Here is a 19,444-nt window from a genome sequence, read left to right on the forward strand (position 1 = left end):
TTTGGCCTCATCGTGGAGAGCACGCGATCATCTCCGTTGCGGCTCACCCTCCGCACGATCGGCTTTTTCCCGTTGAAAGGCCGAAAGAAATATTCCAGGCGGTTGTGCACCGGAGATTCCATAGGTTCCGTCGATCACGAAGTAAGGCACTCCTCGAATGCCCAACCGGTGACCAATCGACTCTTCGGCCTTGACCTCAGCGGCTCCCGCTTCGTTCGTCAGAAACTCGTCCGCTCGCACTCCTGCTCGCTCGGCCAACTCGACCAGTGTCGACAGAGAGCCGATATCGAGACCTTCTTCGAAATAGCCTTTGAATAGTTGATCGACCACCGCGTCTTGGTGACCCTGCGTCCCGGAATACCAAATCAACCGATGGGCCAAGAGGGTGTTCGGCGTTCTCGCGATCTTCTCAAAGGCAAACGGTATCTCCTCCTGGTTTCCAGCCTCCAACAAGCGCTGCTCCATCTCCCTAAATCTATCCAGGCTGCCGAACTTGGTTTGAAGGTATATCGTTCGATCCATCCCGTCTTTTGGCATCGTCGGATTCAATTGAAACGGCTTCCATTTTATGTCGACCGGGGAATCATCACCCCATTCCTTGAGCGCCCGTTCGAGCCGTCGCTTGCCGACATAGCACCAGGGGCAGATGACATCGGAATACACCTCGATCCGGAGAGTCTGATGGGTCACGATAGGTGCCCCATCCTGCCGGCTTGGTAATCCTCCACCGCCTGAACGAGTTCAGCTTTCGTATTCATGACAAATGGGCCATAGCGAGCGACTGGTTCATCGATGGGCACTCCACCCATGACCAGAAGCCGACTCTCTGCTTGCGCATCGATTGTCACCAGAGAGCCATTGCGCGCGCAGACGATCAATTCCGATTCGCCTGCCTCACGCGATCCGTTTACTGAGGCTCGGCCTTGCAAAACAAAGATCAAGGTGTTGTGCCGTTCCGGCAGATTGAGCTCGATCCGACCACGCGCAACCAGACGCAGATCATAGAGCTCGATCGGAGTAAAGGTACGAGCGGGCCCTCTTCGACCTTGAAATGACCCTGCAATGACCCGGAGCTGTCCGGCCCCGCCGTCCAGTTCGACGGCTGGAATATCGGCGTTGAGAATCTCCTGGTACCCCGGTGCCGACATTTTCTCGGCACGTGGCAGATTCACCCATAGTTGGATGGCCTGCAAAGTCCCACCTTCCTTGGCCCACTTTTTTTCGTGCATCTCTTCGTGCACGACGCCTGACGCTGCCGTCATCCACTGGACGTCGCCCGGCCCGATCACGCCGGCATTTCCCGCCGAATCTCGATGGGCCACAACACCCTCATAGATGATCGTGACTGTTTCAAACCCTCGATGCGGATGTTCCCCTACCCCTCGAGGATGATCGGTGGATGGGAAATGCTGAGGCCCGGCATAATCCAGCAGGAGAAACGGGCTGACCGCTCGATCGAGATCGTTGCTCGGGAACAGATTCCGCACGGGAAATCCATCGCCAACCATGTGGGTTGAGCCAGGCTGATAGACGCCGACGACTTCCTTGTTAGCCACCGTTCCTATTGCCATGACAGCCTCCTTTACACCATCCCCCGTAACGCTTCCGACAAGGTGATCGTTCCACGCACAAGCTTGCCGGGCTCCTCATAGCCGATCGTCCCTTTCCCAAAGGCGGCGTACATCTCCTCGAATAACCTCGCTGCCTCGTCAGAGAACCCAAATGATTTGAACGTCGGCACAACGGCACTCAAGGGCGCATATTGGGCCGTCACCTTCTTTCCCAGAATGTGACCAAGCGCTTCAGCCACATCATTCGGACTGTACTCCTCCGGACCAGCCATTTCCACGATCCGCTTGCCCAATCCACCGGCTATCAGATGCTCTACTCCAATCCTGCCGATATCCTTGGTCGAAATCATGGGAATCTTAGCTTGAGGCGCCAGAAATGTCGGAAGAACTCCATCTGCCTTCGCCACACCGATCACCGGCGCCCAGTTCTCCATAAAATAGGAAGGGCGAAGAATGGTCAGGCGCTTGGCGGTACAACCAAGTGCGTGTTCGCCATAAGTCGCGGCTCGAATCGGACCCGTCCCTCCGGTCATATGTCCTCCGACCGACGATAGAAAAACAACATGCGGTACCCCACTCATTTGAACGGCTTTGGCGGCGCGATCCATCCGTGCTCGTTGATCCGCCGACCAGGCCTCGGATCCATAATTCGGCGGCACCAACAAGTAGACTCCTTTCCCTCCTTCAAGCGCCGTGGTTAATGACGAAACATCGTCGAGAGAGGCAACGGCAACCTCAGCCCCTTTTGCTTTCCAGCCAGCTCCCTTCTCAACCGAGCGAACGATCACCCGCACCCGCTGTTTCTTGCTGAGTAATGTCTCCACAACCGCCGATCCCGTATTTCCAGTGGCGCCGATCACAACAAACATCATGAACCCTCCTCTTCTTGCTGAGCAGTCAAGCGATCGTACTTCTCATGGATCATGGCGTCACGATGTTGAGCTGTAAAGCGATACATCCCGCCAAGAGCGACCGCATCTTCATAGTAACAATGCCCTGGCAAATCGCGTTCCACTGAAACACCGTGCGTGCGAAAGTCTCCGATGCTGCTGAAATTAGTGAGGATTGGTTGTGTTGGAACCTGGATTTGAGAGAATGGAGCGGACGCGGATCAGTGGCGAAGTAGCGTCACCGTGCCGAATGGTCGGCTCCTGCGGAAAATCATCCTCAGCGAGAGACTCATCATGACGGCTTATGACTTTCGAGCTTGTCTGCCAATCCTTATCGCAATCACCACGTGGGTGTTCTTCCCACATTCAGAAGCCGCATCGGATGACTTACGTCAGTCCTCACGGGTCGGAGCATTGAGAATTCCGCTCGTCTCTTATGAACGAATTCCAATCGCCACGGTCCTAGCGCATCCGGACCGTTATCAGATGAGAGAAATCAGACTGACCGGAACCGTCATGACGATTCAGACAGAGACCGTCACCAATAAACTGATTTGCGGGCGAGCGCATGAACGGACGACACTCACCGTTGAGGATGACAGTGGACAGATCGAGATTGTCGATCAAGGAGCTTGTGGCAGGAATGTCAGTTCGCTGAAAGCGCCTATGCTGGAGGTGGGTCAACAGATCGATTTGCTGGTGCTGATCGTCATTCCAGCCAGTTCTGCCTCTGCCGGTTCATCGGTAGAAGCAATGATCCGCTTTTTAGATCTGGCCCGAAACTGACGGCCATCATGCCTCACATCGTTGCACGTTACTCCCACCCGCTGACCTCATAGCCTTTTTCTTTCAGGCAGCGGGTGACCGCATCAGCGTACGGAGGTTCCGGTTCGAGCGGTTTAAACGTCCCTCCGGCCAAACCGACGACCAGCCCCAGACCGCTGCCGGCGGCAGCTCCAATCGCGATTCCCGCTAATCCACCGACAATCCCGGCGGACGCGCCAACCGCACCGCCAAGCGTCAGCCCGAGCACGGCCCCGGTCGCGGCATTCGCGCTTTGGTTTGTCCCAGGACGCAACCCGGTCTCTTCAACTTTCTTCCGGCAGGATGCAATCTCTTGTTGGGCCATCTGCCGGCCATACAAATTAAGCTGCTTATTAGACCGCAAGATCGGCTGTGGCCCAGCGCAGGCGGTAAGGCTTATCAGTGCCACATACACAACGAGACGATGCCATGACCGATTGACCACAAACATCCCTTCGAATGCGTGCTTTCCCTTTCTTCACTTCTCACCCTTTAGCGGAAATGTCGAGGGTTTTCCGATTGTGCACATCGTCCAGTCACTGCTCCCGCTCTCCCCTTACCTTCTCTCGCGGAGGGGATGGGTGGGTGCTCCACTGCGCGCATTGTCCGAGCACATTCCTCCTTGCACTCCTCGCCCACTCAGATTGGGTGTCGAGGTCGTTTCCATTGCGCGCATCCAACGAGGGCCTTCTGAGGCCGCGCGTTGGGCGAGCATCGAAACGATCTCGATGCCCAATTCCTCCCCCTCACTGCCACCCTGTCACCTCATATCCTTTCTCTTGCAAACATCGGTTGACGAAATTCGTGTACGCCTGGTTGGGTTGCGAAGGACCGGCAGCGTGGAACAAACCGGTCAGAAGGCCCCAGACCGCTCCGCTCGCGGCACCGATCATCGATCCTCGCCCTACTCCCCCGAAAATCGCTCCGCCCACTGCTCCGCTTGCGGCCCCGACTCCGGTTCCGACAGCCGTATTCGTCGCAACGCGCCCCCCTTTGCCTCCACTGCCCTCTTCCGCTCCGGCCGACTCTGCCAATTGCCGACAGGCTTCGATATCCCGCTCCGCAGCTTCCTTTCCAATTTTCTCCAGATGCGCGTTGGGATAGAGCACTGGGCGTGCGCTGGAACAAGCCGAGAGCATCAATATGGCGATCGCAGCGCCTATTCGTAATCCGTTCATATCTGCTCCGCTCCTTTCCCACCCCGTGGCAGCAACCGAGCCAACAGCACCCGGGCCGGAACCCCTTTCACGCACAGTCGTTTATGTCGAGACTGAGCTCCCGCATAAATGCGCACGTTCGCACGTGGGACCGCACAGCGATCGGCAATGAAACGGATCAGTTCCTCGTTGGCGGCGCCGTCAATTGGACGAGCGGCCAGACGGATCTTCACTGCATCGCCGTGAATGCCGACACATTCGGTACACGAAGTGCTGGGTTGGACATGCACGGTGAGGAGCGCGCCGCGCTCACTGTCCCGTACGATGACAGGAAGGGAATCCACAAGAATCGATGGATTCAAAAGATCGCTTTGACAAATTCCAGTATGGTGCGTTGCATGTCCGCATCATCGGTAATCGGACGTGCAACGGCGACATCACAGGCCCGTTCCGGCGGCACGCCTTGCTTGATCAGTGTGCCGGCATAGATCAAGAGTCTGGTGCTGACTCCCTCCTCCAGCCCGTGATTTCTGAGGTTACGCACTTTTCTGCCGAGCTTGACGAGATTCCCGGCAATCACAGACTCCACACCCGCCTCACGCTGAACCACAATTGTTTCGATCTCAGGCGCGGGGTAGTCAAATTCAATCGCCAGAAATCGTTGTTTCGTGCTTTGTTTCAGATCTTTGAGGACACTTTGATACCCCGGGTTATAGGAGATCACCAACATGAAATCGTCGGCAGCTTCCAGGATTTGGCCTTTTTTCTCGAGCGGCAGCACCCGCCGGTCATCGCTGAGCGGATGGATGATGACGGTAGTGTCCTTCCGGGCTTCCACCACCTCGTCAAGATAGACAATGGCCCCATGCTTCACGCCGATGGTCAGCGGCCCATCCATCCAGACCGTATCCTGTCCCTTGAGAAGATAGCGACCGACCAAGTCGGACGCAGTGAGATCCTCGTGACACGCGACGGTGATCAGCGGTCGGCCGAGCTTATAGGCCATGTATTGGACAAAGCGGGTTTTCCCGCAGCCGGTCGGTCCCTTGAGCATGACCGGTAGCTTTTTCTCGGCCGCAATGGTGAACAGACCGACCTCTCCGCAGACTTCGGCATAAAACGGCTCCTGGGCGATGCGATAGTGTGCCACATCGATTTCGCGTATCTGTTGCATCACCCCATCATTCCTGGTCGTGACATGAATCTGTTCGGCTGACCACAGCAGGCTTCAAGTACCGCCACAATAGACGGAATAAACCGCGAAGATCAAGCGATGGGAGGGCCTGGCAATCTAGGCAACCTTCTTCCCGTCGAGGACTTCACGAACTTTTTGCGTGAGGATATTCGGTGTGAATGGTTTCTGGAGAAACGCCGTATCTCGTTTCACTCCTCCTTGCGCGAACACCGGATGATCGGGATATCCAGACATATACAAAACTTTGATCTCCGGCCGTACAACCGTCAGCTTTTCCGCCACCTCAGGCCCGCTCATCTGCGGCATTGCAACGTCGGTCAGCAACAAATGAATCGGACCCATGTGCTTCGCGCCGGTCAGGAGCGCTTCGATGCCGTGACGCGCCACCAAGACCTCATACCCGTTCAAGCGAAGTGCATCCTGTACAAGCCCACGAACCGACGGGTCGTCCTCGACTACGAGGATCGTTTCTCGTCCGATTGCCCGGCCTACGTTTCCGCTGCCTACCGGCACGGCCTGCACGGCCTCTTCGACTCTTGGGAAAAAGATCTTGCAGGTGGTTCCCAACCCCAGTTTGCTCTCAATCCCAATCGTTCCACCGCTTTGCTTCACGATACCGTACACGGTTGACAATCCGAGCCCCGTCCCCTTCCCCTTTTCTTTCGTGGTAAAGAAGGGTTCAAACAAATGCGATTGGGTTTCTTCACTCATACCCTGCCCCGTATCCCGAATCGCCAAGAGCACGTAGGAGCCTTGATCGAGCATCATCGTTTCGCGCCGAGGGCCTTTCCCGATCGTGACGTTCCGGGTCTCGATCGTCACCTTACCTCCCGTCGGCATGGCATCCCGAGCGTTGACGGCAAGATTCATGATCACCTGCTCGATCTGCCCCGGATCGGCCTTGATCGATCCCAATTTCGTTTGGAGGTCGGCGCACAGTTCAATGATGTCCTCACCCAACAATCGGCGGAGCATTCCGTCCATGTTCATGACAATCGCGTTCAGGTCCACGACCTTTGTGGTCACGAATTGCCGTCGGCTAAAGGCCAGCAGCTGGCTGGTGAGGCCGGCCGCCCGGTCAGCGGCTTTTTTCACCTCTTCCATTTCACGTCGCGAAGCATCGCCCTGCGCCAAGCGGCTGAGGATCAGCTCACTATATCCACGGATCACGGTCAGCAGATTGTTGAAGTCATGGGCCACGCCGCCGGCGAGCCGTCCCACCGCTTCCATCTTCTGCGCTTGGCGAAGTTGCGCCTCAGTCTGGCGCAACGCCTCTTCGGCTCTGGTGCGCTCCCCGAATTGCCCGATCTTGAGGGCAACATCGGCGATCATGCTCAGCAGCTCTCCATCCGGCTCGCGTATCTGATGGCTGAAGAACTCGATGACGCCTTCGATTTCACCTCCGATACGAATCGGAAACCCAAAGGCTCCGTGAAGCCCCGTCTTGGCCGCCAGATCCGCTCGAACAAAGGTGGGATCGAGCGCTACATCTCTGATCCATACCGGCCGTCCGCATTCCCAAATCCGACCCGGCAACCCTATCCCTGGTTTAAAGCTCTGACCCTGGTCCATGGCCACGAACTCATCGGCAGAGATCGCCCCTGTTTGCCAATGATGGAGACACCGTAATGTCCCCGTGTGTTTGTCCACCCGCCAAAAGACACCCAAATCCCATTCAAGACTCTCTCCGACAGCTTCGATGATTCTTGGGACCGCTTCCTCCATTGTCACGGCCTCGGAGAGGACGCGCGTGACCGCATACTGCGAGGCGAGGCGACGTTCTGCCCAGCGGCGGTCCGTAATATCGCGGACGAAGGCGCTGAACATATACGTTTCGCCGATGCGCGCCGGCGAGACAGCGAGCTCGACCGGAAACTCGTGACCATCTTTGTGCCGGGCAGCAATCTCAATCCGTCGATTCAGCACAGGACCGACCCCGGTCCTGAGATACTCCCGAATCCCTTGGGCATGGGCCTCTCGATCACGCTCAGGGATGATGGTTTCTGAAAGCAACTTCCCAAGCGCTTCATCGCGGGTCCACCCAAAGATAGCTGTGGCCTGGGCGTTCCACTCCGTCACGATCCCGGCAGCATCGATGGTGATCACTCCGTCGAGCGCCGTATCGACAATCGCTCGATTCCGTTCCTCACTTTGCCGCAACGCCGCTTCCGCGGCTCTCGCCCATGCACTTTCCTGTTGGGCTTGGCGATATTCTGCGCGCAATCGCGCCGTCGTCCATAGGAGGAACACGACCAAGGCCAACCAGACGATGATACCGACTGTCCCGACCTTCCACAGCACAGATCGGATCGGGAGGAGCACATCTTCGCGATCCATCCGCATCAACACCGTCCAGTTGAGACCGGGGAAATCCCTGAACCCCTTGGACGAGGCAAATCCAGTGACAGCCCGCACATGCCGCCGCAGGTGATCCTCTTCGAGAAATCCCGTCCGGCCGTCCCGGCTCACCACGGCGGAGGGCAGCCCCATCTCCCGCAGATTCACGTTGCCCTTGTATGCCAAGTCAGAATCCACGAAGGCGTCACCGTGCCGGGTGATCATCTGATATTCAACCGACCCCACAAACCCTGCGCGGAGTTCCAGGGATCGGATAGTCCGGAGGGCGATCTCTTCGACCGTGGTCACCGCGATCCGGCTGATCACCACGCCCAAGAAGTTGCCTTCCGGGTCGAGCATCGGCGCGGTGAAGGCCACTGTTTCGATTCCATTGTCCGCCTGATGGCCCCCGACGTCGTCGGCCACAATTTTCCGATCCACCCGAGCCGACTCAAACCATGCGTTCTTGCTGAAATCTTGCCCGACCAGTGAGCTTTCCGTCGAAGCCGTCATGATGCCTTGCCGGTTTGTCACCCCCAACCAGGCATAAACCGGTACGTAGCTCAATTTGATCGACTTGAGATAGTCGGTTAGGTAGGGCTGGTCGGCGATATGATTGGCCAGCGTCCGGGCTATCATCCGGGTATCGCCGTAGCGTTCATAAAGCAGCTGATCCAGCTTGTCCGACACACAGGCCGCCGCCAGCATCAGCTCTTCTCCGGAGGCGGCGACGAGGCGACGCTCGACGGCACCGAGGAGAATGATGCCGTTCCCCAGCGCGAACACGCTGATCCAGACGATCAGAAACGTGAGCCAGCTATACCGGTGGGGTGTGCCGTCCGCTTGTACCTCCACTTGCACATCCGGTGGCGAAGCCTTCGGCAATGTCATCGTAGAAAATCCGTCATGGTCCAATTTTCGATGACGGCCATGGGGCGATACCCCAGCTTAGCCCTGCGCAGCCCGGGAAGGCCTGCATCGTCCATGGCATTGATATAGACTGCCCCTTTGGCCATCGCAGTTCGACAGGTTTCGCGGAAAACCCACTGCGCCAGACCCGCGATCGAGCGATCTGCAACTTCCAACAAGATGGCCCAGGTGTGAGGAGTCAGCCAGTAACCGAAGGTATAGGCTGCAACGTCATTGTTGATTTTGACCACTGTACCCGACAGTCCAATTTGCTCGTGTTCTCGAAAAACACGACTATGGGCGGCTTCGGCGTCCTCCAACAGCAGCTTCCCCATGCAATCGAGATTCCCCTGACGCTTCTGGTCTGCCCACCGTCGGTGCAGAAGCGCGCAATCACCTCCATATTCAGCACGATACGGTTCGATCGCGATGGCGTAGTCTCGGCCGGCTCGATTGCAAAGCGCCCGTTGGGATTTATAGTGGTCTCCTGCCAATGCAGCAAGCGCAGCGGCGGAGTATAGATAATCCCCATCCTTTTTCCTGAACGAAACCCCGTCGCGTTCCAAGAAGCGCTTTTGTGACTCAGTCACGTTTTCGATTCGACTCACCGGCGATCGCCCATTCCACTGACGCATCAATGCAAAGGCTTGATCGACCGCCTGATCCAAAGGACCAGGCCCGAGCGGTGGCAGCAGCATGAACCACCCGTCTGGAGATTTCGCGAAGAGGAACAACGTATCATTGGATTCCATCCACCATGAGGGGAGCAGCGACGTCCATATGTAATGGTACGGGAATGCGAAAGCGGCCGGCGTGTCATGGCGGAGCACCTGAGCTCGTTCGAGCGCCTCCGTGATATACGGCGCGTCCGAGGCCGTCAATGGGCGGAGCCGAGAATCAATTTGCCTTGGCGCGAGACGGGCGGTCAGGTGCGGAAGTGTTCGGAGAACGACCACATCGTCCTGAAAGGGGCCAATCAGACGAGGGTGAGCAACAATCCTCTCAACAATGGTGTCAGACTCCAAGAAACTTGCCATATGCTCGGCATAGACGCGAATCGCACTGGAAGACTCTTCGCGCATAAAGGGGCACTTGGTATCCCAGCCAAGAAGGATTTCCTGTCCCAATGCATCCCACATCAGTGCCAGCGGATAGAGTTGACAATCCAACGGGCGCACGTCGTAGATTCCACACCGGCCGGACTCTCCATCAAAAGCAGGACAGAGATATCCCTCGCCCGCTGAATTCTTGACGAGATCGACTTGCGTGCCGGACTTGTCGGGAAAGAACGAATCGGACACTCCATGCATCACGGCATCGGCGATTTCTTGGCGCGTAAAGTACGGGCGCAAAAAACTGTCCGCTTCCGGAAAACGGCAGCAGACATCACAGCGTAAACACGTTGAATCAGGCACCAACTGGGGCAGCGTCCTCATAAGAAGTTTGGAATCCAATGTAATGAGATTCATCGGCTTCCAATCATACGACGCAAGGCGAAAGGTAGCAAGGATGGTTCGTTTCCGATCAACGCCCTCCGTGTCCCCGCGCCTCACTTCTGCACCCGAGAAAGTTGCGGACCCCTTGTCCGCCCATGAGCTACGTGCTAGCATTTAAATTTTTGAATCATCCGACGCCGCATTTCCGATTTGCCGGAATATCCAAGGATATTTTATTGGCACCGACTGAAGCCATCTGCCAGACGCTCTCCACCGAGGCTGCGCGCGATCGCTGTGCCGCCATCCGCACGCAGCTGTCTCTTGCCAATCTGTTTGGAGCTTCATCCACCGCCCCTCCTAAAGAAACAGCCTCAGACGTATCGGTGGTCAATTCCTGGCGAATCAGCCCCTGCCCGTTTTTCCTGTCTTCTGATCAGCTACAGTTCTTCACACAATTGGGCCCGCAACTCCTGTCGTTCTATCGAGGACTGAATCGGCTTTACAACGAGAGCGTCAAAGGAATTCAACCGGGCTGGGTCGCCGGCTACCTGGATCAGGGCAAGCCGGAAGCATTGGTCCAGTACAGCCGGATGAAACGATTTCGGGACGCATTGCCCGCCGTCATCCGGCCGGATATCATTCCGACCCAAGACGGCATGGTCATTACCGAGCTCGATTCAGTTCCAGGGGGTATCGGGCTCACCGCCTGTCTCTCCCGCATCTATCACGATCTTGACGGAGGTCGCTCCCAGATCATCGGCGGACGGGACGGCATGGTACGGGGCTTTGCCCGCATGCTGCGTTCCTACCGTGATCAGCGTGAGGGATGCGTTGCAATTCTCGTCTCTGAAGAATCCAAAGACTATCGGCCGGAAATGTCTTGGCTAGCCGCTCAACTCCGCGAAGACGGAATTTCCGCTTGGTGCGTCGAACCACGGGACATTCGATTTACGGAAGACGGGCTTCGGCTCCAGACTGACCGTAGCGAGCAACCCATCGGCGTGGTCTACCGCTTTTACGAATTGTTCGACCTGCTGAACATTCCCAAGGCCGAGCTCGTCCAATATGCCGCCAAGAAAGGGTTGGTCTCCATGACACCACCCTACAAGCCGGCCCTGGAGGAAAAATCAGCCTTTGCGCTGCTTCACCATCCCATGCTTCGACCGTTCTGGGAAAAGGAACTCGGAGCCGACGGCATGCTCCATTTGAGTACGATCATGCCGAAGACCTGGGTGCTTGACCCAACCCCGCTTCCCGCCATCGCGACGATTCCCGACCTTCATGTGGGGAACCGTCCAGTGGCGCATTGGGCTGCTCTCGAGACGGCCACGCAGAAGGAACGGCATTTCGTCATCAAGCCTTCCGGATTTTCCGAACTGGCGTGGGGGAGTCGAGGCGTCTCGATCGGGCACGACATGCCGCAGGCCGAATGGACGCAAGCACTTCGCGAGGCGCTTACATCATTTTCTAGGACACCCTATATTTTGCAAGAATTTCATAAGGGGCGATTGTTTGAGATGAGCTTTATGGACGAGGACCGAGGCACGATCGCACCTATGTCAGGCCGAGCGAGACTCTCTCCCTACTATTTTGTCTCAGAGGGGAGGACAGAACTAGCCGGTATTCTCGCGACGATCTGCCCTTCCGACAAAAAGATTCTTCATGGCATGAAGGACGCGATCATGGCTCCCTGCGCCCTTCTTCCCGACTGATGCATTCCCCGACAATAAACCTCAAAAAATGGGCGTTTCACTTTCCGGCTTTTCCTGGTAGCCTTATATGATTGTGACACTAACGCTTTTCCATGTTGATTGGTGTCCGGAGTGCGACGTCGTCCGCGAAAAGCTGGCCGAGTTGGGAGTGGCTTATGAAGCTGTCGTCGTGCCCGACATCAGACGAATGCGGACGCAAGTCTACGACGCGTCTGGTCAATATTATGTGCCGGTCATCAAGGACGGAGATCTCGTTCTGACGGAAACCGCCGACATTCTGGCCTATCTGGATGAGCGATACGGAGCCCGCGCCGAAGGAGCCGCATCATCGACACAGTTTCAGTCGCAGGCTCGAACGATGCCCGACGCGTCGGGCCCAGAGGACGAATTCCCTTCTTGCAGGATCAACTGATTACCAAAGGACGATTCATGGAAGACTGGAGACAAGTCCTAGCGGAAAGTATCGTAAAGGCCAAAGATCTGGCGGATCGGTTCGGCCTCGACGAGAAGGAGGTGGAAGCGATCGTCGGCCCGTATCCTATGCGGATCACGCCAACCGTACTCGAGACGATCAAATCACCGGGGGATGCCATCTGGAAGCAGGTGATCCCAGACGCGGCGGAGTTGGACGACCTTGAAGCCGACGATGACCCACTCGAAGAAGATCTCATGAGCCCGGTACCCCATCTCGTGCACCGCTATCCGGACCGGGTCCTACTGATGGTCACCAACCAATGTCCGATCTACTGCCGGTTCTGCACCAGGAAACGGTTGGTCGGCAAACCTGGCTTCCTCAAGAAAGGCGAATTGGACCGCGCCATCCAGTATCTTCGCGAACACACGGAGGTGCGCGACGTCATTCTCTCGGGCGGTGACCCGCTCTTGCTCCCTGACCATCTTCTTGAACGTGTGCTGAAAGCGCTTCGGACAATTCCGCACCTGGAGCTCATACGGATTGGGTCACGAGTCCCCGGAACGTTGCCACAACGGATCACGCCGAAGCTCTGTGAGTTGGTAAAACAGTACCATCCGATCTATATGAACCTACACTTCAACCATCCCGACGAACTCACCCCTGAAGTCAAAGCGGCCTGTGGCAGGCTCGCTGATGCCGGCGTCCCGTTGGGTGCCCAAACGGTTCTCCTCAAAGGGGTGAACGACGATCCGGAAATCATGAAACGCCTCGTCCATCAGCTGCTCCTCGCACGGGTGAAGCCCTATTACCTGTATCAAGCGGACCTGACGAAGGGCACCAATCATTTCCGGACCACGGTCGAAACCGGGCTGAATATCATTAAAGCCCTGCAAGGCCACACGAGTGGAATGGCCGTGCCTCATTTTGTGATCGATGCACCCGGCGGCGGAGGGAAGATCCCCTTATTGCCGAACAATTACTTGGTACATCTTGATAAAGATGGCGCGCTTCTCCGTAATTACGAGAACAAATCGTTCCACTATCCGCAGCCCAAGACTGAGCACGGGCGTGAACTTCCGATGCTTGGTGCACGATCATCGCGTGATGATTCCGAAGAGGCCTATGTGGCCTGCGGTGATAGTTACCCTGATCGCGATGGCTATGCCGCCTGGGGCAACAGCTGCGGCGGAGATTCGGACGACCTGTGACAACTCATTCACGCCGGGCCGGTATTCTTCCCTATCAAGACATCAAACGGCTGATCGCGAACAAAGCCATCAGTGCCTCTCCCGCAGTTGAAGACAGGCAGATCCAACCGGCCAGCCTTGATCTCCGTCTGGGCCGTAAAGCCTATCGGCTTATCAGCAGCTTCTTGCCGGAACTCTCGGCCATTTCTTCCAGATTGAATGTGCTGGATTTCTATCAATCGGACCTCGTGATGTATGAGATGGACCTGACCGACGGTGCCATTCTGGAAAAGGGCCATGTCTATCTCGTTCCGTTGCTGGAACAGTTGGCTCTGCCGAAGACAATTCGTGCACGGGCAAATCCAAAAAGCACGACGGGTCGTCTGGATGTGTTCACTCGTGTGGTCACCGATCTCACGGCCGGATTTGATGAAATCCGGGCCGGCTACCGGGGCCGGCTCTTCCTGGAAGTGGTTCCACGCTCGTTTGCCATCAAGGTGCGCACTGGGCAGTCGCTGAACCAAATTCGATTTGTCTGTGGCGAGTCTACCGTTTCGGACCGAACTCTTCAGACGCTTCATCGGAGCACGCCGTTGCTGTATCACAATGTGACCTCCGGTAAGATCATCAGCAGCCGAGACTTTCGCGCTGAACGAGGGTTGTTCCTCCGCATCGATCTGAAAGGCACGGATCAAGCCGACTCCCGTGTGATTGGGTACCGCGCGAAAAAGAACAGCCACGTTATCGACCTTGCCAAAGTCGGCCACTATGCGGCGGCCGATTTTTGGGAACCGCTCCATCGTCATCGCCATGACAGTTTGCTATTGGAGCCGGAAGAGTTCTATATCCTTGCTTCGAAGGAACGCATCTGCGTGCCGGCTGGCTATGCGGCTGAAATGGTTGCCTATGAAGCGGCCTGTGGAGAGCTGCGGACCCACTATGCCGGTTTCTTCGACCCAGGCTTCGGCTATGGGTCGAAAGGAGAGATCAAAGGCACACAAGTCGTGCTGGAGGTTCGCCCCCACGACGTGCCATTCTTGATCCATGACGGACAGACTTTTTTCAAGGTCGTCTATGACAAGATGATGGGACTGCCAACACAACTCTACGGATCATTACTGGGATCATCCTATCAACAACAAACGTTGACGCTCAGTAAGCATTTCAAAGTCTGATCATGACTCCATCCGACCTGCCACCTCATCAAGATGAGTCGCTGAAGCCGTCGCCTCCGACCGAACCGGGCGAGCAAGATGGTGGGAGCGATCACCAAGTGCATGTCATCGGCTTGATGGTCGGCACGGCGTTGATGTTTATCGGCTTTCTCAATGTGTTTCTGTCCATCAGCGGCGGCTTCGAAATCAATGTCGTCCCGTTTCTCATTTATTTCTGCGGCTTGACGATATGGGCCAATGCGGCCATCGAAACTCCGACTATCCGTTATGGGGTCATGGGCCTTGCGATCGCGTTAGCCTTGGGCCTTTTTCAATATGGGGAAGTCCTGTTTTGGCACAAGCAGGTCATCTTCTGGGCAACCATCATCATCGTCATGTACTTCATGTTCGTCGAGCCCAAGAAACCTACAACGTGATCTCCTCGATGACGTTATCCGTCATCATTCAAACTCTGAACGAAGAGAGCACACTCGCCCGGACGCCGGCATGCCTATCGGCCTCGGACATCCACGAAATGATCAGTGAGTAGAAAAGAATGCCGAACCCTCGTGTCAGCACTCAGCCCGCATCGTCTGCTCAGCGAGACGAGCATCCGACGCTCCGTACTGCATTGGTGATATTCGCCAAGGCACCGATTCCCGGCCAGGTGATGACGCGCCTCTGTCCGCCACTCACTGCCGACGAAGCGGCTACCCTGCACGGCAGTTTCGTACTCGACACGCTCGAACGTACAAAGGCCGCGGTCGGGAAGCCGCCGATCGAACGCTACCTAGCCTGCGCGCCATCTTCCACCCACGTGTTTTTCAAAATTCTGGAGGAGCGGCACGGTGTGAAGTTGATCGACCAAGTCGGCCACGACCTCGGTACACGCATGAACCAAGCTGTTGCAACACTGTTCGCCGGAGGATACCGGCGGGTGATCGTGATCGGGACGGACGCGCCGACGCTTCCGCTCGACCGTTTCAAACAAGCACTTACCCAGCTGGGAAATCACGATGTCGTGCTCGGTCCCGCGTTTGACGGAGGTTATTATCTCATCGGCCTGAAACGGACATGCCCCGAGCTCTTCGCTGATATTCCCTGGTCGTCTGAGCACGTGCTCAGACTCACCCAAGAGAAAGCGGCCACGCTCGGACTCACGACCGCCTTGATCGAGCCTTGGCGTGAGATCGATACCGTTGACGATCTTCAGGCCCTCATCGAGACAAGCATCGTTGACGGCAAGAAGCCCAAGAATGATCGGGCCTTTTCAAGTCGTACCACCGGCGTACTGCAACTACTCGCCAAACGACTGAGTTTAAGAGCATAATGCGCGAGGTCTTCATCGGCCAAAGGTGTTCTTATGGATGAACGTGTAGCACTCATTACCGGAGGGGCTAAAGGCATCGCACGCGGGATCGCGCTCGACCTCGCCGCCCGGCATTGGAAGATTGCCTTCTGCTATCGGAACAGCGAAGCAGCGGCACAGACAACGGCACAGGATATCACGCGGCAAGGAGGGCAGGCGCTGGCGATTCGCTGCGATGTCTCAGACCCCATAGCCGCCAAGAATCTGGTAGCACAGGTAGAAAAAGACTGGGGGCGGATCGACGTCCTGGTCAACGGAGCCGGTCCTTATCACCGAGTGAACATATTCGACGAGACGATCGAGGGGTGGAACGAGATGTTCGACGGCAATCTGCACCCTATTTTCTATCTTGCGCAAGCTGTCGCGCCAGGCATGAAAGCCCGCAAAACCGGTCGGATCATCAGTTTCAGTATGGCCAATGCGGACCAGATGGAAGCGCAGGCCGACGTCACCGCCCACTATATCGCCAAAGCCGGAGTGCTCATCCTCACGCGCACGTTGGCCAAACTATTGGCGCCATATGGCATTACTGTCAATGCCATCTCGCCCGGCTTCATCGACTCGGGCAGCGCACCGCCGCAGGAACTTGCAGCCATGACGAAACGCATTCCGGCCGGCTACATCGGTACAGTTGAGGACACCGTTGCAGCTGTCCGTTACCTGCTCAGCGAGGACGCACGGTATGTGAATGGTGCGAATATTCAAATCAGCGGGGCGTGGGGAATCTAGAAGGGAGGGCTGGATGCTATCGGATCAGGAACGGGAGAAGCATCGTCGATTCGTTCAGGCACTCCAACATGAGCATCTCACGTGTACCAAACCCGGCTGCGGGGGAGCGATGGCGATCACCGATCATACTCCGCACAGCGCCCGCATCAAGACATACGAAGCGGCATGCGAGCGTTGTCACACGATCGAGAAAATCACCGGCAAGGAAGAACACCAGCCGTCGTGGGACGTGGCCTCCATCACCTTGATGGCGGAAACGCATCTCCTTCACGAACAACCGGCGTGCCCCTACGACGATACACCCATCACTTTCATTTCCTTACCCAATCCTCGCCGAAAAGCCCGATACCGTCTCTTGTGCTACTACTGTGGCCGCCACACTGAAATGAACTGGCCGCCACCGGAAGCGAAAGGGTAACAAATACTCGCAGCTAGCGACGTGGTCCAAGGGAGATGGCGGTGCCACGTTGGCCATCCATCTCCCCTGAAACCATAGCTGGAGTCTACCGGTCCGCAATTCCTGGCGCGAGGACCAAGTTGACCGGAAGCTTCTCGTCTAGCGTATATGGGCTAGCTCTGTTTTCCTTGACCCATCGCTTCTCCGCCACAGATTCGAAGGGGGCAGGCAGCTCCCCTTGAAGCGACCACAGGTCAAAGGGTGTCTCATCTATGGATATCTCCCAGTCATATCCTCTGTCCTTCACAAAGGGAGCAATCACTTTATCCAGTGTCTTGACCCACCATTCTCTCAGAATCGGACCGGGCAGCGTCCTGGCGATTTGATCGACCTTGAATCGCACAAATCGGTCATTCGGTTCGCCGCCCACAAAGCACGAACCCTTGGGTACTTCCTCGAAGATATGGACGACATAGAACTTCGGTAAGGGAATGCTTGCGTACACCTCCGTGATGCGCTTAGCCATTTCCCTCTTGTCTTCAGCCGTATACGCTCCCGCCGGATGATAGACTTTCCACAATGGCATCGTTCTTCCCTCCTCATCTGTTGAGCACATGATATATCAACGGTGGCCTCGTAAAAGCTCACCTGTCCCTCTTCAACTAAACGACTCTTCTAGGTCGCTCACTTATTGATGATGTCTCCTCAACCGAGAGCGTTTCTTTCCTGACAAGAACTCTAGCCATTGCTCGCTTATCAATTGCGAAGCCTCTCCTATATATGGGCATATGCCCCTATATATCACCGTGTATTTGCCGTGTCAAACTCTTTATGTAGGAGGTGATTCAGTCATATAATGGTGTGGCATGTTTGGGCCGGCTTAGAATAGACCATCGATTGACGCGTATGAACAATGACTGATCATCTGTCGTTTCAATCTCCCTGCTACTGCGCTGAATTGCGAAAGGCCTCACGTCGTGTCTCGCTCATCTATGACGCTCGGCTGAAGGCGAGCGGGCTCAGAACGAGTCAGTTTTCTTTACTCGCTGAAATTGCCCGAGATCGTCCTGTACCTCCGACTATGAATGAACTGTCAAATTATCTTGTGATGGACCGTTCAACGCTGGGGCATAACCTGCGTCCTCTTCTACGTAAGGGACTTGTGGCCTTGCAGCAGGAATATGAGCAAGCATTGGGAGAAGGAGAAGCCGTATCACTCAGGACTACGCTCCACAAATTATGTAGATCGAGACTCCTAAAAAGTTGAACTCACGCGAGCGCCATTCTTTCCGCACGAGAAAGGTTGATGACGGAAGCGTCGCTCTTACTCGCCTTCTGAGCTAAGCTGATAGGGATTTTTTGACGAATTCTCCGAGCCGGCGGAAGTAGGTTTTGCCACCCACTGCATATGTGTCGTTGTGGTCGGCCCCTTGGATCACATACCATTCTTTGGGTGGCTTAGCAGCGTCGAACACTTGGCGTCCCAATTCAACAGGGATGATGTCATCCTTATCCCCGTGAATGATCAGCTTCGGCAGTGAGAGATACGGCAGCCGATCGATCAACCGAAATTCAGCCCCAAGGAACCAATGCATCGGCAAACCGCTGTAATGGAATTTAGCCACTGCCTCAATAGAGGGAAACGACGACTCGAGAATCAACGCTGAGGCGGGTCGTTGGGCCGCAAGGTCACCTGCCACGGAAGCCCCAAGCGATCGCCCAAACAGGACGACTCGTTCAGGGCGAATCTTTCTGGTTCGCGTGAGATGATCGTACGCTCCGCTCGCATCTTCGTAGAGCCCTTTCTCACTGGGACGGATATTCTGGCTCTTCCCATAGCCCCTGTAGTCGAACAAGAACACGGACAACCCCATCTGGTACAGGAGCCTGAGATTATCAAGGCGGTTGATGATATTCCCCGCATTGCCGTGACACCAGAGCATAACAGGACGATCAGCTGCTGCCTCGACATACCAGCCGAAAAGTTGGACACCGTCGGATGATTGAAACCACACCTCCTCAAGCGGTAACCCGCTCTGCCGTGCCCAATCGCGATCTTGCCAAGGTTCCGGATGATAGACGAAGAATTGATCGAGGATGCTCACCGAAAGAGAATAGCGGAACCGCCTTTGAGAAGGAAGAGCTCTCTCTCCTCACCACCCACATGTGCTCAATTCATTGA

Annotated in this window: 20 protein-coding genes; 9 read left to right on the forward strand and 11 right to left on the reverse strand. The window is 56.1% G+C overall.

What is annotated here, in order from left to right:
- Nucleotides 1-27: 27 nt before the first annotated feature.
- From H8K03_07605 to H8K03_07615, 3 genes are read right to left on the reverse strand one after another with little or no spacing between them, the layout of a single operon-like run.
- Complete coding sequence (locus H8K03_07605) at nucleotides 28-690, reverse strand: DsbA family oxidoreductase (GenBank protein ID UVT21751.1); 663 nt, start codon at nucleotides 688-690, stop codon at nucleotides 28-30.
- A complete protein-coding gene (locus tag H8K03_07610) occupies nucleotides 687-1,571 on the reverse strand; it encodes a pirin family protein (GenBank protein UVT21752.1) in 885 nt (294 codons plus the stop codon). The genes H8K03_07605 and H8K03_07610 overlap by 4 nt, the downstream gene beginning before the upstream one ends.
- An 11-nt stretch (nucleotides 1,572-1,582) precedes the next feature.
- Nucleotides 1,583-2,443, reverse strand: coding sequence for an NmrA family NAD(P)-binding protein (locus H8K03_07615; GenBank protein UVT21753.1), 861 nt, complete (start codon nucleotides 2,441-2,443; stop codon nucleotides 1,583-1,585).
- A 312-nt stretch (nucleotides 2,444-2,755) separates the two neighbouring features.
- On the opposite strand from H8K03_07615, the gene H8K03_07620 reads away from it, so the two are divergent.
- Nucleotides 2,756-3,247, forward strand: a complete 492-nt coding sequence (locus tag H8K03_07620; protein ID UVT21754.1) for a hypothetical protein — start codon at nucleotides 2,756-2,758, stop codon at nucleotides 3,245-3,247.
- Nucleotides 3,248-3,275: 28 nt separating this feature from the next.
- On the opposite strand, the gene H8K03_07625 is transcribed toward H8K03_07620, so the two are convergent.
- From H8K03_07625 to H8K03_07650, 6 genes are all read right to left on the reverse strand, one after another.
- Nucleotides 3,276-3,710 carry a hypothetical protein gene (locus H8K03_07625; protein ID UVT21755.1) on the reverse strand — a complete coding sequence of 145 codons (435 nt, stop codon included), beginning with the start codon at nucleotides 3,708-3,710 and terminating at the stop codon, nucleotides 3,276-3,278.
- Nucleotides 3,711-4,011: 301 nt separating this feature from the next.
- Nucleotides 4,012-4,443, reverse strand: coding sequence for a hypothetical protein (locus H8K03_07630; protein UVT21756.1), 432 nt, complete (start codon nucleotides 4,441-4,443; stop codon nucleotides 4,012-4,014).
- On the reverse strand, nucleotides 4,440-4,748 hold the full coding sequence (locus tag H8K03_07635; protein ID UVT22410.1) for a DUF167 domain-containing protein: 309 nt from the start codon (nucleotides 4,746-4,748) through the stop codon (nucleotides 4,440-4,442). Before H8K03_07635 ends, H8K03_07630 begins: the two co-directional genes overlap by 4 nt.
- Nucleotides 4,749-4,780: 32 nt before the next feature.
- On the reverse strand, nucleotides 4,781-5,596 hold the full coding sequence (locus H8K03_07640) for a CbbQ/NirQ/NorQ/GpvN family protein (protein UVT21757.1): 816 nt from the start codon (nucleotides 5,594-5,596) through the stop codon (nucleotides 4,781-4,783).
- Nucleotides 5,597-5,713: 117 nt separating this feature from the next.
- Nucleotides 5,714-8,845 carry a PAS domain S-box protein gene (locus H8K03_07645; protein ID UVT21758.1) on the reverse strand — a complete coding sequence of 1,044 codons (3,132 nt, stop codon included), beginning with the start codon at nucleotides 8,843-8,845 and terminating at the stop codon, nucleotides 5,714-5,716.
- Nucleotides 8,842-10,332, reverse strand: coding sequence for a DUF2156 domain-containing protein (locus H8K03_07650; GenBank protein UVT21759.1), 1,491 nt, complete (start codon nucleotides 10,330-10,332; stop codon nucleotides 8,842-8,844). Before H8K03_07650 ends, H8K03_07645 begins: the two co-directional genes overlap by 4 nt.
- 122 nt (nucleotides 10,333-10,454) lie before the next feature.
- On the opposite strand from H8K03_07650, the gene H8K03_07655 reads away from it, so the two are divergent.
- The 8 genes from H8K03_07655 (at nucleotide 10,455) to H8K03_07690 (ending at nucleotide 17,283) form a co-directional block, all read left to right on the forward strand.
- The gene (locus H8K03_07655) at nucleotides 10,455-12,011 is read left to right on the forward strand and encodes a hypothetical protein (protein UVT21760.1); all 1,557 of its coding nucleotides are present in this window, start codon (nucleotides 10,455-10,457) and stop codon (nucleotides 12,009-12,011) included.
- Between the two features lie 67 nt (nucleotides 12,012-12,078).
- The gene (locus H8K03_07660; protein ID UVT21761.1) at nucleotides 12,079-12,423 is read left to right on the forward strand and encodes a glutathione S-transferase N-terminal domain-containing protein; all 345 of its coding nucleotides are present in this window, start codon (nucleotides 12,079-12,081) and stop codon (nucleotides 12,421-12,423) included.
- A 17-nt stretch (nucleotides 12,424-12,440) separates the two neighbouring features.
- A complete protein-coding gene (locus H8K03_07665; GenBank protein ID UVT21762.1) occupies nucleotides 12,441-13,634 on the forward strand; it encodes a KamA family radical SAM protein in 1,194 nt (397 codons plus the stop codon).
- A complete protein-coding gene (locus tag H8K03_07670; protein ID UVT21763.1) occupies nucleotides 13,631-14,788 on the forward strand; it encodes a 2'-deoxycytidine 5'-triphosphate deaminase in 1,158 nt (385 codons plus the stop codon). Before H8K03_07665 ends, H8K03_07670 begins: the two co-directional genes overlap by 4 nt.
- Nucleotides 14,789-14,790: 2 nt before the next feature.
- Nucleotides 14,791-15,204: a hypothetical protein gene (locus H8K03_07675; protein UVT21764.1), complete on the forward strand. Its 414-nt coding sequence runs from the start codon at nucleotides 14,791-14,793 to the stop codon at nucleotides 15,202-15,204.
- Between the two features lie 119 nt (nucleotides 15,205-15,323).
- Nucleotides 15,324-16,097 carry a TIGR04282 family arsenosugar biosynthesis glycosyltransferase gene (locus H8K03_07680; GenBank protein UVT21765.1) on the forward strand — a complete coding sequence of 258 codons (774 nt, stop codon included), beginning with the start codon at nucleotides 15,324-15,326 and terminating at the stop codon, nucleotides 16,095-16,097.
- A 33-nt stretch (nucleotides 16,098-16,130) separates the two neighbouring features.
- A complete protein-coding gene (locus tag H8K03_07685; protein ID UVT21766.1) occupies nucleotides 16,131-16,865 on the forward strand; it encodes an SDR family oxidoreductase in 735 nt (244 codons plus the stop codon).
- A gap of 13 nt (nucleotides 16,866-16,878) precedes the next feature.
- Nucleotides 16,879-17,283: a hypothetical protein gene (locus tag H8K03_07690; GenBank protein UVT21767.1), complete on the forward strand. Its 405-nt coding sequence runs from the start codon at nucleotides 16,879-16,881 to the stop codon at nucleotides 17,281-17,283.
- A gap of 85 nt (nucleotides 17,284-17,368) precedes the next feature.
- Here the strand turns inward: H8K03_07690 and H8K03_07695 are convergent, their stop codons facing one another.
- Together H8K03_07695 and H8K03_07700 are read right to left on the reverse strand one after the other, a co-directional pair.
- Nucleotides 17,369-17,848, reverse strand: coding sequence for a tautomerase family protein (locus H8K03_07695; GenBank protein ID UVT21768.1), 480 nt, complete (start codon nucleotides 17,846-17,848; stop codon nucleotides 17,369-17,371).
- 754 nt (nucleotides 17,849-18,602) lie between these two features.
- A complete protein-coding gene (locus H8K03_07700; protein UVT21769.1) occupies nucleotides 18,603-19,367 on the reverse strand; it encodes an alpha/beta hydrolase in 765 nt (254 codons plus the stop codon).
- Nucleotides 19,368-19,444: the final 77 nt, after the last annotated feature.

The sequence above is a fragment of the Nitrospira sp. genome, from assembly GCA_024760545.1.
Classification (GTDB): Bacteria; Nitrospirota; Nitrospiria; order Nitrospirales; family Nitrospiraceae; genus Nitrospira_D.